We start from the raw sequence: 13,067 nt of genomic DNA, 5'->3' as shown, positions 1-13,067 counted from the left end.
TAAACTTTAAACTCATTTATTATGGATACTTCAGTAAAAGGTTTGAACAAATGGGCCAATGCTCATTCAACAATTTGGTTTGATACTTTCAGAGTAATACTTGGTGTTTTTTTAATTTACAAAGGCGCCTATTTCATCAGCAACAGTAGAGATTTTGAAGACTTAATTGCTCCAGTAAGTAACTTTCTCGGCGGCATGCTAACTTTCCATTATATCGCTTCTGCTCATATTATGGGCGGCATAATGATTGTTTTCGGATTGTTAACCCGTTGGGCTTTAATTGCGCAATTGCCAATTCTACTCGGTGCAGTTCTAATCAATTTTATTGGAGAAATGAATGCGATGAACTTATTGATAGCTACAATTACACTAGCGTTAAGTGTTTTTTACACTATTTATGGAAGTGGTAAGCATTCAGCGGATTACTATTTCAAAATGCAAAAATAGCGTATTGTAATTCCCCTAAAATAAAAAAACGCACTAAGGTCTTTTTACTTCAGTGCGTTTTCCTTTATTGCAAAGTTTCTTTCCTCATGACTTTCCCGCTTCCGGTTTCTTTGAATTTCGGAAGAAAAATCAACTCTTTTGGCTTTTCATATTTATCTAATTCTTCATATAAATCTGCACCTAAATCTTGCTTTTCACCTTCAACCACCAAAATCACTTTTTCACCTAATTCTGAATCCGGTTTAGAAGCTATAAAGAAACGTTGGTGTATTTTATGCGCCAACTTCTCCTCTATTTGTTCCGGAATGAGTTTGATTCCGCCACTGTTGATTACATTATCCATTCGACCTAAGAAAACAAACTGGTTCTCGTTAACCAATTCTACAATATCATTAGTGATAATAACATCGTCAGAAATTCTTGGGGCATGAATCACTAAACAGTTTCTATCGTCATACGAAATAGTTACGCCAGGCAAAACAGTAAATGCTTTTTCACCCAATTTTCGGGCGGCAATATGCGTGATTGTTTCTGTCATGCCATAAGTTTCAAAAACTTGGGTTGACAGTTTTAACAGTTGCTTTTCTAAATTTTTATTAATGGCTGCACCACCAACAATCAATTTCTTTACTTTCTTTAATTCGGATATAGAATTTTGGGCTTGTAAAGGAACCATTGCTACGAAATCATAATCAATTTCATTATGACGCAGAGGATGCGAACTCGGGGCTACAAATTCTAAGTCTAAACCCAAAATCATGGCGCGAACCAACATCATTTTACCGGCTACATATTTTACGGGCAAACAATGTAAAGCAGAATTACCGGGTTGCAAATCAAAAAAATCACCGGTTGCCAAAGCAGAATGCACCATCGCTTGCTTGCTTACCGAAATTATTTTTGGCGTTCCGGTAGTTCCCGAAGTTTGCATCTCGATATAATCTCTTCCATCAAACCAATCCAAAAGAAAATCGCCAACCGGCTTTTCAAAATCTTCTCCTTCTTTGATAAAACTATAAGCCACACGACACAAGTCTTCTCTGTCGAGATGAAATCCATTCAATTTAAATTGATTGTGTACGTTTTCGTAGGTTGGACTATTCATGACTTTCACTATTTTGTATTGGTTCTTCGCTTTTAATTACAATATTTCCGGTTAGTTTTTCCTTCCAATTGGTCCATTGGTATTTTTTACTAAAGATAAATAATAGTATTGGAAAAATAATTATGACAGGTGCCAAAACTTCAAATCCTACTGATGGTGTAGAAATGTCTTTAAAAATTGAATTGGTTTGAAAAACGGACCAATCTGACGTTAATAATAAGGCCGTAACCAAATTATTAGCGGCATGAAAACCAAGAGCCAATTCCATTCCTTCATCCATTAAAGTAATAATACCAAGGAAAAAACCGGTTCCGATGTAATAAACTAAAACTATATAACCCATTTTCTCCACTTCCGGATTGGCGATATGCATTGTACCAAAAATCACCGAAGTCAATACCAGAGGAAACCATCTGTTCTTAGCCAAAACCGCAAAACCTTGCATCAAATAACCGCGAAAAACGTATTCCTCAGTACTGGTTTGAATGGGAATCATTACAATGCCAATGATGGCTAATATCAAAAAAGGAATCGGTTTAAAATTCCATACAAAACTTTCAGGTGTTGCATAATACATAGCAACCGTTGAACCTACAGTAAAAATTGCCCACAAAAAGAATGAAAAAAAGATTCTACTCCAATCTATTTTAGACCTCGAAGTCGTAACGGATAAAAGGGTTTGTTTGTGAATATATTTAACTACCAAAATGAGAGCGCCAAATCCGAAAACAAAGGAAAACAGCAATAAAAACAAAGTAGTATTAGGTTCTAAATAACCCATTACTGCTTCGTTGGTTATAGGAAAACTTTCCCCGGAAGAAAAGGCCTTGACTGCAACTGCTATAGCAAAAGGAATTTGCCCAATAGTTGAAGCCAAGATAATGATTACTGATCCTATTATGTATTTCCAAAATTTATTTTCAGGTAAAAATCCGTTTTCTAAAAACATAGACTTAAAATTTTTGTTTCGCCTAAATTAACTTTTTTCTATTAATATCTATTACTTTGTAAAAAAAAAGATGTTACAAATACTTCACAATCCAAGATGTGGAAAATCGAGAAATTGCTTGGCTTTTCTGGATAATTCTAAAGCAGAATATGAAATTAGAAACTACATTCAAAATCCACTTTCCGAAGAAGAATTAAAAATTGTAATTAAGAAGCTAAATATCAAACCCATAGAACTGGTGCGTCAGAAAGAAATCATTTGGATTGAACATTTTAAAGGCAAAACATTATCTGACAGCGAAGTTATCAAAGCATTAGCCCAATACCCAATTTTAATAGAACGACCAATTATCATTAAAGGGAACGTTGCTATCATTGGCAGAGAACTCGAAAAAGTGGAAAAATTCCTCTAAAGTTGGCTGTATACATTTAACAAACATTTGTGAATTGTCCCTTAAACCAAAGTGTACTTTTGCACTCTTAAGCAAGAATCAAAACATTTTAGATGAAAAAAATTAAAATTATCTCAACCCTACTTTTATTTTGCTGCTCATTTTTAGCGTTGGCACAACAAAATCCACCACGAGCTAAAATTATTATTACCGGTAATGTTATCGAAAAGACAAGCAAATTGCCTTTAGAATATGCAACCATTACTTTAAAAAATACCAAAAACCCAAAACAAATTTTCGGTGGAATAACAGACAACAAAGGAAATTTTGCTGTTGATGCCGCTACCGGAGAATTTGATATCATCATCGAGTTTATTTCATTTAAACCTACCGAAATTAAGGCAAAGCAATTGACTGAAAATACCAATTTAGGAACAATTGGTTTAGAAGAAGATGCCACACAACTAAACGAAGTGGTTGTTAGAGCCGAAAAAACGACTGTTGAAATCAAGCTTGACAAAAAAGTGTACAACGTCGGAAACGACTTAATGGTTAAAGGCGGTACGGTTAGTGACGTTTTAGACAATATTCCTTCTGTTTCTGTTGACGTTGAAGGAAATGTGAGTTTAAGAGGAAATGAAAACGTTAGAATCTTAATTGACGGCAGACCATCGAATGCAATCAATATTACTGAAGCTTTGCGATTAATTCCGGCAGATGCGATTGAGAAAGTAGAAGTAATCACGAATCCATCAGCACGTTATGATGCAGAAGGCGGCGGCGGATTATTGAATATTATACTAAAAAAAGGAAAAAACCAAGGTATTAACGGAACATTCATTGGCGGAATTGGAGATCCAAAAAACAATAGTTTGAGCGGAACACTAAACTATAAAGAGGAAAATTTCAATCTATTCACCACTCAAGGCTATAGTCTTAGAAACAATCCGGGAAATGCGTTAACCAATTCCCGATATTTAAACGACGACAATACGACCAGAAACTATTTGTATGAAACCCGTGAAAATGATCGTTTGAATGAATCTTACAATGGCAATTTTGGTTTTGATTGGTTCTTAACTAAATCATTGACATGGACGAATATTATTAATTACAGAAGAAGTCTCGGCGATAATGTTGACAATGTCTTGCAAGACTATTACGATGCCAATCGCGTATATGATTATACCCGAAATCGTATCAACTACGAAGACAGTAAAAGTAAGAATGTGGAATTTTCGACCAACTTCACTAAAAACTTTAAAAAAGAAGGTCACAAATTAACCATTGATGGTTCCTTCTCTTCTAATACAGACAAAAATTTGGCTCTAATTTCGGATACGGCTACCAATACCAGTATTGTTGGTTTAGACGAAACTACCAATAATCAAAAGCAAAGCAGAAACTTATTTCAAGCAGATTACGTTTATCCTATTGGAAAAGGAAGCCAATTTGAATTCGGTTACAAAGGTGATTTTTCTAAAAACATTTCCGATTTCAGCGTAATCAATGACGGAGTTCCTTCGCCTCAATTTACCAATACTTTAGAATACAAGGAATATGTGAATGCGTTGTACACCAGTTATGGCTTTAAAGTGAAGAAGTTCTCTTTCCTTTTTGGCGCACGTTGGGAAGATTCTAATATTGATGTAAACCAATTGGCAACCGATGATTTCAACAACAAAAAATACGATAACTTTTTCCCGAGTGCTTTCTTTACTTACGAAATCGGAGATCAAACAAGTGCTTCCATAAGCTACAGTCGAAGAATTCAAAGACCAAGAGGACGATTCCTTAATCCATTTAACAACTTATCAAGTAACGTTAATATTTTTCAAGGAAATCCCGATTTAAATCCGGCCTTCACTGATGCTGTCGATTTAGGGTATATCAAACGTTGGAACAAATTAACGTTCAACACGTCACTTTACGGTAACAAAACATCTGATTCATTCCAATTTGTGAGAAGACCAAACGGAGAATTGCAAAACGATATTCCGGTAATTATTACTTCGCCTATCAATTTGGCTACACAATATAGAGTTGGTTTTGAATTTACCTTAAATTATTCACCGTACAAATGGTGGAAATTGAACAGTAATTTCAACTTCTTCTACAACGAAACCGATGGTGATTACTCTTATACCGATTTAAATGATAACCTTGTTGTGCAAAATTTTGATTTTAGTGCAACTTCATGGTTTACGAGAGTAACCTCAAAAATAACATTACCTTATAAAATAGATTGGCAAACCAACGCTACTTATAATGGCGCTCAAAAACAAGCACAAGGAAAAAGCTTAGGCGTTTTTAGCATGAACCTAGGTTTCAGTAAAGACATTCTAAAAGACAAAGGAACTCTTTCTCTAAATGTAAATGATGTTTTCAATTCCAGAAAGAGAATTTCAGAAACCTATCTTCCGGGCGAAGTAGACTCTTATAGCGAAATGCAATGGAGAGTGAGACAAATCAACTTCTCTTTTACTTACCGTTTCAACGTACCTAAAAACGAAAAAGAAAGAAAACCGCGTAATGGTCAACAAGATGATGGCGGAGATTTCCCAGGATCATAAATTAAAAAAGCCCCGAATTTCGGGGCTTTTTTATGAACATCTAGTTTAAACTAGGCTGTTTGTTCGGCTTCTTTTTGTGCTTTTCTTTCAGCCAATAATTCTTTAACACCACCAAAAATCCAATAAGGAACAATGAAAGTGATTAAAAATATCATCAACCAAAAACCAATCGTTAAAATAGTTAAGAAAGCTAAGAACCCTAAATACTGTTGAAATTCAAACATGTTTTCCGGAATTTTTTTGAATTATACGCAAATGTAAGCGGAATATTTAAGCTTACCAAAAAACAAAATCAATTTTTATTAAATAGTTTTTATCACTAATTTTGCAAGGCTTTTTTAGGAGCTGTTTCCCGCTTTCCGTTGCAATCTTTTTATTGCTTTGTCACCCTGAGCGCCCCGAAGTTTCGGGAAAGGGCTTTTCTTCAAAGCAATAAAGAGGATTTCCACTTCAATCGGGGCTAAAATAAAGCATAAACAATACACATTAACAACAAACAATAAACACAATGGAATACAGAATTGAGAAAGACACCATGGGCGAAGTTAAAGTGCCTGCCGATAAATATTGGGGCGCACAAACCGAACGTTCAAGAAATAACTTTAAAATTGGCCCATCAGCTTCTATGCCAAAAGAAATCGTAGAAGGTTTTGCGTACTTGAAAAAAGCGGCCGCTTACGCCAATTGTGACTTAGGTGCGCTTTCAACCGAAAAACGCGATGCGATTGCAGCCGTTTGTGACGAAATACTTGCCGGAAAATTAACGGATGAATTTCCATTGGTGATTTGGCAAACCGGTTCAGGAACGCAAAGCAACATGAACGTAAACGAAGTGATTGCCAATCGCGCTCAAGTCTTAGCCGGATTCAAAATCGGTGAAGGCGAACAACTGGTAAAAGCCAATGATGATGTCAACAAATCACAATCTTCTAACGATACCTTTCCAACCGGAATGCATATTGCCTGTTACAAAGCAGCGGTTGAAGTAACAATTCCGGGAGTTGAAAAACTGCGCAATACTTTAGAAGCCAAATCAAAAGAATATATGAATGTGGTGAAAATCGGAAGAACACACTTGATGGATGCCACGCCACTTACCTTAGGACAAGAACTTTCTGGTTATGTTGCGCAATTGAACTACGGTTTAAAAGCTTTAAAAAATACTTTGTCCCATTTGTCTGAAGTAGCTTTAGGCGGAACTGCCGTAGGAACCGGATTAAACACACCAGCGGGTTACGATGTAAAAGTAGCCGAATATATTGCCCAATTCACCGGTCATCCTTTTGTAACAGCTCCGAATAAATTTGAAGCTTTAGCTTCTCACGACGCAATTGTTGAAGCGCATGGTGCTTTAAAACAATTGGCCGTTTCCTTAAATAAAATTGCAAACGATATCAGAATGTTGGCTTCAGGTCCGCGCTCGGGAATTGGCGAAATCCTAATTCCTGAAAACGAACCGGGTTCATCTATCATGCCTGGAAAAGTAAATCCAACACAGTGCGAAGCTTTGACAATGGTTTGTGCTCAAGTTATGGGTAACGACGTAGCGATTGCTGTTGGCGGAATGCAAGGTCATTATGAATTGAATGTTTTCAAACCGGTAATGGCAGCCAACTTTTTGCAGTCAGCTCGTTTGATTGGTGATGCTTGTGTTTCTTTTGACGAACATTGTGCACAAGGTATTGAGCCAAACCACAAACGTATTAAAGAGTTGGTAGACAATTCATTGATGTTGGTTACCGCTTTAAATACCAAAATCGGTTATTACAAAGCAGCCGAAATTGCGCAAACCGCTCATAAAAACGGTACAACTTTAAAAGAAGAAGCGGTTAGATTGGGTTATGTTTCTCCTGAAGACTTCGATGCTTGGGTAAAACCCGAAGACATGGTAGGAAGTTTAAAGTAGAAATAGAATGTATTCAAAATAATAAAACCCGGTTTAGAGCCGGGTTTTTCGATCTGTCAAAATCAAACAAAACAATAATCAAACTATTTTTTTATTAACATATTAGTGTAATATTTTCTTCCGGTATCCGGATTTGTTGTAACTGAAATTCCAAAGTGCGTGTAGTCACCTTCTATGTTAGCTTTGTGTGCCGGACTGTTTAACCAAGCCGCAAATGCACTTTCCGGAGTTTGATAATTATAGGCAATATTCTCGCCTACTCTTTCTGCTCCTAATACTCTGATTAAGTTGTCTGATCGTTGCTGAAAATAATCGTGATTAAACACATTTTTTTCAATCATGTAATAATTGTGCTCTTCTGATTTGTAAGAGATGTGATTGATTACTTGAAGGGTGTTTAATCCAAGGCTCTCACGGTAGTCGTTAATTAGCGTAACTAATTTTAACTCATTCTCGTTGTAATTGTAGGTAGTTACAACTTGTTTGTCTTCTGTTGTTCCTTCTGAGTCAGAAGAACAAGACACCATAGTGAACACGATTGCTAGCGGCAACAATGCTCTAAACATTTTTGCTTTCATAGTAGTAGGTTAAGTTTTAATAAAGTAGATGTGGGGCAAACACTTTATTCGATTAATTTTGACAGGTTTTAATAAAGTAGATGTGGGGCAAACACTTTATAGATTTTGTTTTTTAAGAACGTATTGTTTTATTTTCTTGAACAATATTAGCAAAAACACCGATTAAAATACAAATAAAATCGTTGAAATACACTATTATATAAATTTAATAAGATATTTTCTTACTATTATGCATTTCGTCGATATTTTTAGTTTCTCTTTTGTAAATAAAAAAACCACTCCGAAGAATGGTTTATATTTTCTATAAAAATGAAAAAGTATTAAGCAGATTTGTAAATCCTATTAATCGGTATTGAATGGCCTTGTTTTAAAATAACTCTTTGGTCTGTAACAGCCCAAACAGTAGTTTCTACCACTTTTTTAGATTGATTGTCCTCAAAATAAATTCTGATTTTCGAATGTTCCAAATTGCCTAAAGCCAAAGCTCTATGCAAATCTAAATGTCTTTGTTGGATTTCTTCACTGTTATCAAGTACGTCGGATTGAGGAAAGGAAAGAAGCTGAATAGTCTCCTTCTCGATAGATTCAAAGTTGGGTTTCATAATGCTAAGATTAAGTTTGTAAATAGATTTATGGGCAGAATAAAATTAATAAAATATATTTGCTAACCAAACATTTACAAAAAAAAGCTTAATTAATTTTGACTACAACTCTCTCAAATTCAATACTGTCTGCAACTATAAACCATAAAGGCGCTGAACTTATTTCGTTACAATCCCTTAAAACAAAAAAAGAATACATTTGGGAAGGAGACCCTTATTTTTGGGGCAAACACTCACCTGTACTATTCCCGATTGTTGGTACTTTAAAAAATAATTCTTACCAATATAAAGACAAGATTTACTTCCTATCTCGACATGGATTTGCCAGAGATTTTGATTTTAATATTGTCTCGCAAGAAAAAAACAAAGTAGTTTTTTCTTTACAAAACACTCTTGAAACTTTTAACATTTATCCATTCCAATTTGAGTTACAACTCATTTATACCTTAAAAAAAACAGAGTTAATTGTTACTTATAAAGTAATCAACAACAGTTCAGAAACGATGCCTTTTTCTATCGGCGGTCATCCGGCTTTTGCTTTAAAGGGTAAATTCGAAAACTATACTCTACAATTTGAATCAGGTGAAAAGTTGATTAGTTATGGATTGGAAAATGATTTACTTTCGGATAAAACGCAATGTATTCAATTGAAAAATGAACAATTGCCACTCACCTATTCTTTGTTCGAAAAAGATGCTTTGGTATTTAAATCATTACAATCCAAACAAATTCAAATTCTTGAAAACAACAATCCTATTTTAAATTTCAAGTTCGATAATTTTCCTAATCTCGGCATTTGGACCAAATTAAACGCGCCATTTATCTGTCTCGAACCTTGGTTAGGCTATGCTGATACTATAAACGCTAATGGAAACATACTCGAAAAAGAAGGCGTAAAATTATTGGAAAGTAATTCTGACACAGCGTATACTTTTAGTGTAGAAATTGTATAAATTTACAAAAACGAATTTATGCTTACCATTAATTTTCATCCCTTTCAAAATATTGAAACCGAACGATTACTCTTGCGCCGAATTGACCAAAATGATGTTGAGGAAGTTTTAGCCCTTCGCGGCAATCCTGAAACCATGAAATACATTCCGAGACCTTTGGCCAAAACCAAAGAAGAGGCGCTGGTACATATTGCTATGATTGAAAAAAAAATCGAAAACAATACCGGTATCAATTGGGGAATCACTATCAAAGGAAGCAACAAAATTATTGGTATCATAGGCCATTACCGAATCCAACCCGAAAATCATCGGGCAGAAATTGGTTATATGTCATTACCAGAATACAATGGCAAAGGTTATATCACCGAAGCGATAAAAGCCGTTGTAGAATATGGTTTTGAACAAATGAACCTGCATTCTATTGAAGCGGTAATTGATCCCGGAAACACGGCATCGGAAAGAGTTTTGCAAAAAAACGGCTTTGTCAAAGAAGCTCATATTCTCGAAAATGAGTTGTGGGAAGGAAAATTTTGGGACACTGTTATCTATTCTTTATTAAAACGAAACTTTAAAAAATAACACCATTACATGAACGAATTTGAAAAGCAATTTCAGGAGTTACTCAACTTTTTAAAGTTTGAAGACTACACCATCCTAACCAAAAGAATCATTGATTTAACGCTAGATACTGAAGACATCAATCATTATAAAAAGACATTGCATTTTTTAGATTGGGTTGATGCCAATGAAAACACAATCGAAACCAAAAAAGAAAAATACGAAACGATTTTAAATGATTTGCATTCCCATTTATCGCGAAAACCATTAGCTGATAGAGATACTTTGGTTTCTACTAAAGCCATTGTCAAATCGTATGGAAATGCGAGATTTGCACTTGGACCAATTGACATGGAACTTAAGCAAGGAGAAATTCTGGGCTTAGTTGGTGAAAACGGTAACGGAAAAACCACTTTACTTCGAACACTTTGTGGTGAATTGCATGCGACTCATGGTGATTTGAAATATCATTTTGATTACAAAGATATTTATGACTTGAGAACCAAGTTGGTTTACATTCCGCAACGAACGGATACTTGGTATGGTTCAATGCTTGAAAATTTGCAGTTTGCCGCCGTAACTTATGGTTATAATCCTGAAGAAAATGAATTGGTTGTAGAACTAATCATTGCTCGTTTAGGTTTGCGAAAATTTAAAAATCATAGTTGGAAAAGCTTGTCATCCGGCTACAAAATGCGTTTTGAACTGGCGAGAATGCTACTCAGAAAACCAAAAATATTATTGATTGACGAACCTTTGGCCAACTTAGATATCATCGCGCAACAAACGGTTTTAGAAGATTTCAAGTCGATTGCCAAATCGCCGTTTCGACCTTTAGGAATTGTGTTAAGTTCGCAACAGTTGTATGAAGTTGAAAAAACTTCCGATCAAGTAATCTTCCTGAAAAATGGTGTGCAAAAGAATCTTCACCAAAGCAAAATGGCAGAAGTTGACAGCCAAGCAAAAGAAGTCATTAATCATTTGGTCATCGAATTTGAAAGTAGTTGGGCACAAAATGAATTAGGCGACTTGTTTAACAAACACGGAATGGTCTCCATTCAGTTTAATGGCGGCACTTTCATCATTACGTTTTCTGATAGTGTTTCCGTACACGATTTTCTTAAAATCATAGCAGAAAATAAAGTGCCACTACTCTATTTTAGAAATATATCCAACTCAACCCGAAGATTTTTCGTTTCCTAAAGCCATTTCTTATGTTCAAAAAAACTCAAAAATATTTACTACTGAATTATCCATTGCTTTGGAATACAAAAGCGGTGCCTTTAACTTGTTTCTTAATAGTAATGCATGTCATCTTTCTGGTGATTGGCTATATCGATGGCGCTTTAAATTTCAATGAAACGGAACAAAACTACAACTCTAGTAATGAAGGTGCTATCATCTTTTTTAGTGTCTTAATCTCTTTTCTAACCTTTGTTATTTGGCTGGTCTATTACTTTAAAAATAATGCTTTCAAGGCCTTTTATCCAAAAGGGGATTTTTCATTATTTAAAGAATGGTGTCTGATTTTATTGATTTCATTTCTAGTGAGCACCTTTGCGCTTACTTATGAGTTGGGTTGTGATTTAAGAATCAAAAGCTATTATTCTGAAAATGAAGCCAAAAAACGCTGCGAAACTTTAAGCAAAGCCAGTATTTTTTATGGTCAAAATTATGACGAAGCCAAAACAGAAAAAAGGTTCATTAATGATTCTACAAATTATGTCGTGTTGGATTACATGCTTTTCAAGGACAAAAAATATCCTCTAAATTCATTACTTAACAAAGACATTGAAAATTATTCTTTTTTTGATGCAAAATGGGATTCGCTCACCAAAGTCAAAGTCAAAAGTTGGTTGGTAAATGACAACAAAGATTCTGTCAAAGCCGTGATGAAAAACTATTTTGACATGGTAAAAGAACACCAATTGGTTTCCAACATAGATGAAAATCAATGGTTTTCTTTAGTTTACAATTTCCCTGAATTTGAACAAAAAAGGGTTATTGCCAAGCGAGTTAAAGATTTCTATAACAATGGAGATTATAACTATGACTATGATAATTACGATCAATATGCTACAGAAGCAGTAACGGCTGTACCACTTCAAAAAGGCAAAATCGATTCTATTAATGAGTATTTGAAAGTAATTGGTAGAGACAAATATGTTTATTATAAAACTTATATTCCTGCGGATCAATTAGAATACAATTACCAAAAAATTGCTGACACTTATGTCAATTCATCAGTAACCTCAGAAATGTTTTTAATCTTTCTTTATTTTGCGATGGGCTTGTCAATTGTAGTGTTTTCATTCAAAGCGACTTCAGGACGGAATTGGTTAATTGCGCTGGTCAGCATGGGCGTTTTAAACATCTTACTCGGAATAGCTGCTGCGCTTTCTTCTTCAGAATATTTTTACATATGGGCATTGTTAATTATCACTTTGGTCTTATTCGGGTATTTCATAATAGTAATAGCAAATAAGACAAAAAAAGGTATTTCAGGCATTACGCTTAATGCATTATTGTGGTTATTTCCAGCATTCATACCGCTGGTTTATACGGTCACATTACAGATAATGAGATATACCTGTGGTTACTACAGAGCCGGATTCAAATATGAAAATCATCCAACATTAAAATTCTTGAAAGACAATGATGATCTAATGCTAATGATAAACTTTGGATTCATTTTCTTAATGATGGCGTTCTTTTCAATAAAAATTAAAGCTTGGCGAGCTTTGGCTGATAGCTAACTGGAAAACTTAGGAAGGGTTTTGATGTAGAGCGCTTCCACTTGTTTTCTGGCCCAATCGGTTTTTCGTAAAAAAGTTAAACTTGATTTAATACTCGGATTGCTATTAAAGCATTTGATATTGATCAATTCGCCTAAAGTATCAAAGCCATAATAGTCGACCAATTGTTCCACTATTTTTTGAAGAGTAACACCATGAAGTGGATCTTTTGAAGAGGTTTTTTGCATGGGATAAAAATATAAAAAAACC

Annotated in this window: 14 protein-coding genes; 8 read left to right on the top strand and 6 right to left on the bottom strand. The window is 34.8% G+C overall.

Features of this window, described 5'->3' with window-relative positions; translation table 11 throughout:
• Window positions 1–21: 21 nt before the first annotated feature.
• Entirely contained in the window at window positions 22–447 is a 426-nt protein-coding gene (locus C8C84_RS10760) for a DoxX family protein (protein ID WP_121313645.1), read from the top strand.
• A gap of 64 nt (window positions 448–511) precedes the next feature.
• Here the strand turns inward: C8C84_RS10760 and C8C84_RS10755 are convergent, their stop codons facing one another.
• Entirely contained in the window at window positions 512–1,552 is a 1,041-nt protein-coding gene (locus C8C84_RS10755; RefSeq protein WP_121313644.1) for an AMP-binding protein, read from the bottom strand.
• The gene (locus tag C8C84_RS10750; RefSeq protein ID WP_121313643.1) at window positions 1,545–2,501 is read right to left on the bottom strand and encodes a CPBP family intramembrane glutamic endopeptidase; all 957 of its coding nucleotides are present in this window, start codon (window positions 2,499–2,501) and stop codon (window positions 1,545–1,547) included. Before C8C84_RS10750 ends, C8C84_RS10755 begins: the two co-directional genes overlap by 8 nt.
• A 70-nt stretch (window positions 2,502–2,571) precedes the next feature.
• Between C8C84_RS10750 and C8C84_RS10745 the strand changes: the two genes are divergently transcribed.
• Window positions 2,572–2,913 (top strand): ArsC/Spx/MgsR family protein, encoded by a 342-nt coding sequence (locus tag C8C84_RS10745; protein ID WP_121313642.1) that lies wholly within the window; start codon window positions 2,572–2,574, stop codon window positions 2,911–2,913.
• A 92-nt stretch (window positions 2,914–3,005) separates the two neighbouring features.
• Window positions 3,006–5,465 carry a TonB-dependent receptor domain-containing protein gene (locus C8C84_RS10740; RefSeq protein WP_121313641.1) on the top strand — a complete coding sequence of 820 codons (2,460 nt, stop codon included), beginning with the start codon at window positions 3,006–3,008 and terminating at the stop codon, window positions 5,463–5,465.
• 50 nt (window positions 5,466–5,515) lie between these two features.
• On the opposite strand, the gene C8C84_RS17135 is transcribed toward C8C84_RS10740, so the two are convergent.
• Window positions 5,516–5,689, bottom strand: coding sequence for a hypothetical protein (locus C8C84_RS17135; RefSeq protein ID WP_171223207.1), 174 nt, complete (start codon window positions 5,687–5,689; stop codon window positions 5,516–5,518).
• A gap of 284 nt (window positions 5,690–5,973) precedes the next feature.
• Here C8C84_RS17135 and fumC point away from each other — a divergent pair, with 284 nt between their 5' ends.
• Window positions 5,974–7,371 (top strand): class II fumarate hydratase, encoded by a 1,398-nt coding sequence (fumC, locus tag C8C84_RS10735; RefSeq protein WP_121313640.1) that lies wholly within the window; start codon window positions 5,974–5,976, stop codon window positions 7,369–7,371.
• 83 nt (window positions 7,372–7,454) lie between these two features.
• Here the strand turns inward: fumC and C8C84_RS10730 are convergent, their stop codons facing one another.
• Window positions 7,455–7,949, bottom strand: coding sequence for a CAP domain-containing protein (locus C8C84_RS10730; protein ID WP_121313639.1), 495 nt, complete (start codon window positions 7,947–7,949; stop codon window positions 7,455–7,457).
• A gap of 320 nt (window positions 7,950–8,269) precedes the next feature.
• A complete protein-coding gene (locus C8C84_RS10725) occupies window positions 8,270–8,551 on the bottom strand; it encodes a hypothetical protein (protein ID WP_121313638.1) in 282 nt (93 codons plus the stop codon).
• Window positions 8,552–8,649: 98 nt separating this feature from the next.
• On the opposite strand from C8C84_RS10725, the gene C8C84_RS10720 reads away from it, so the two are divergent.
• Genes C8C84_RS10720 through C8C84_RS10705 form a run of 4 tightly spaced genes read left to right on the top strand, consistent with a single transcriptional unit; the run spans window position 8,650 to window position 12,818 of the window.
• Window positions 8,650–9,504 (top strand): aldose 1-epimerase family protein, encoded by an 855-nt coding sequence (locus tag C8C84_RS10720; protein WP_121313637.1) that lies wholly within the window; start codon window positions 8,650–8,652, stop codon window positions 9,502–9,504.
• Between the two features lie 18 nt (window positions 9,505–9,522).
• Window positions 9,523–10,083: a GNAT family N-acetyltransferase gene (locus C8C84_RS10715; RefSeq protein WP_121313636.1), complete on the top strand. Its 561-nt coding sequence runs from the start codon at window positions 9,523–9,525 to the stop codon at window positions 10,081–10,083.
• 9 nt (window positions 10,084–10,092) lie between these two features.
• Window positions 10,093–11,265 carry an ATP-binding cassette domain-containing protein gene (locus tag C8C84_RS10710; protein WP_121313635.1) on the top strand — a complete coding sequence of 391 codons (1,173 nt, stop codon included), beginning with the start codon at window positions 10,093–10,095 and terminating at the stop codon, window positions 11,263–11,265.
• Between the two features lie 11 nt (window positions 11,266–11,276).
• Window positions 11,277–12,818, top strand: coding sequence for a hypothetical protein (locus C8C84_RS10705; RefSeq protein ID WP_121313634.1), 1,542 nt, complete (start codon window positions 11,277–11,279; stop codon window positions 12,816–12,818).
• Here C8C84_RS10705 and C8C84_RS10700 read toward each other — a convergent pair.
• A complete protein-coding gene (locus tag C8C84_RS10700; protein WP_121313633.1) occupies window positions 12,815–13,045 on the bottom strand; it encodes a VF530 family DNA-binding protein in 231 nt (76 codons plus the stop codon). The two genes, C8C84_RS10705 and C8C84_RS10700, sit on opposite strands and share 4 nt — an antisense overlap.
• Window positions 13,046–13,067: the final 22 nt, after the last annotated feature.

Source organism: Flavobacterium sp. 102, from assembly GCF_003634615.1.
Classification (GTDB): domain Bacteria; phylum Bacteroidota; class Bacteroidia; order Flavobacteriales; family Flavobacteriaceae; genus Flavobacterium.
This window is presented reverse-complemented; position numbering and strand designations above follow the sequence as displayed.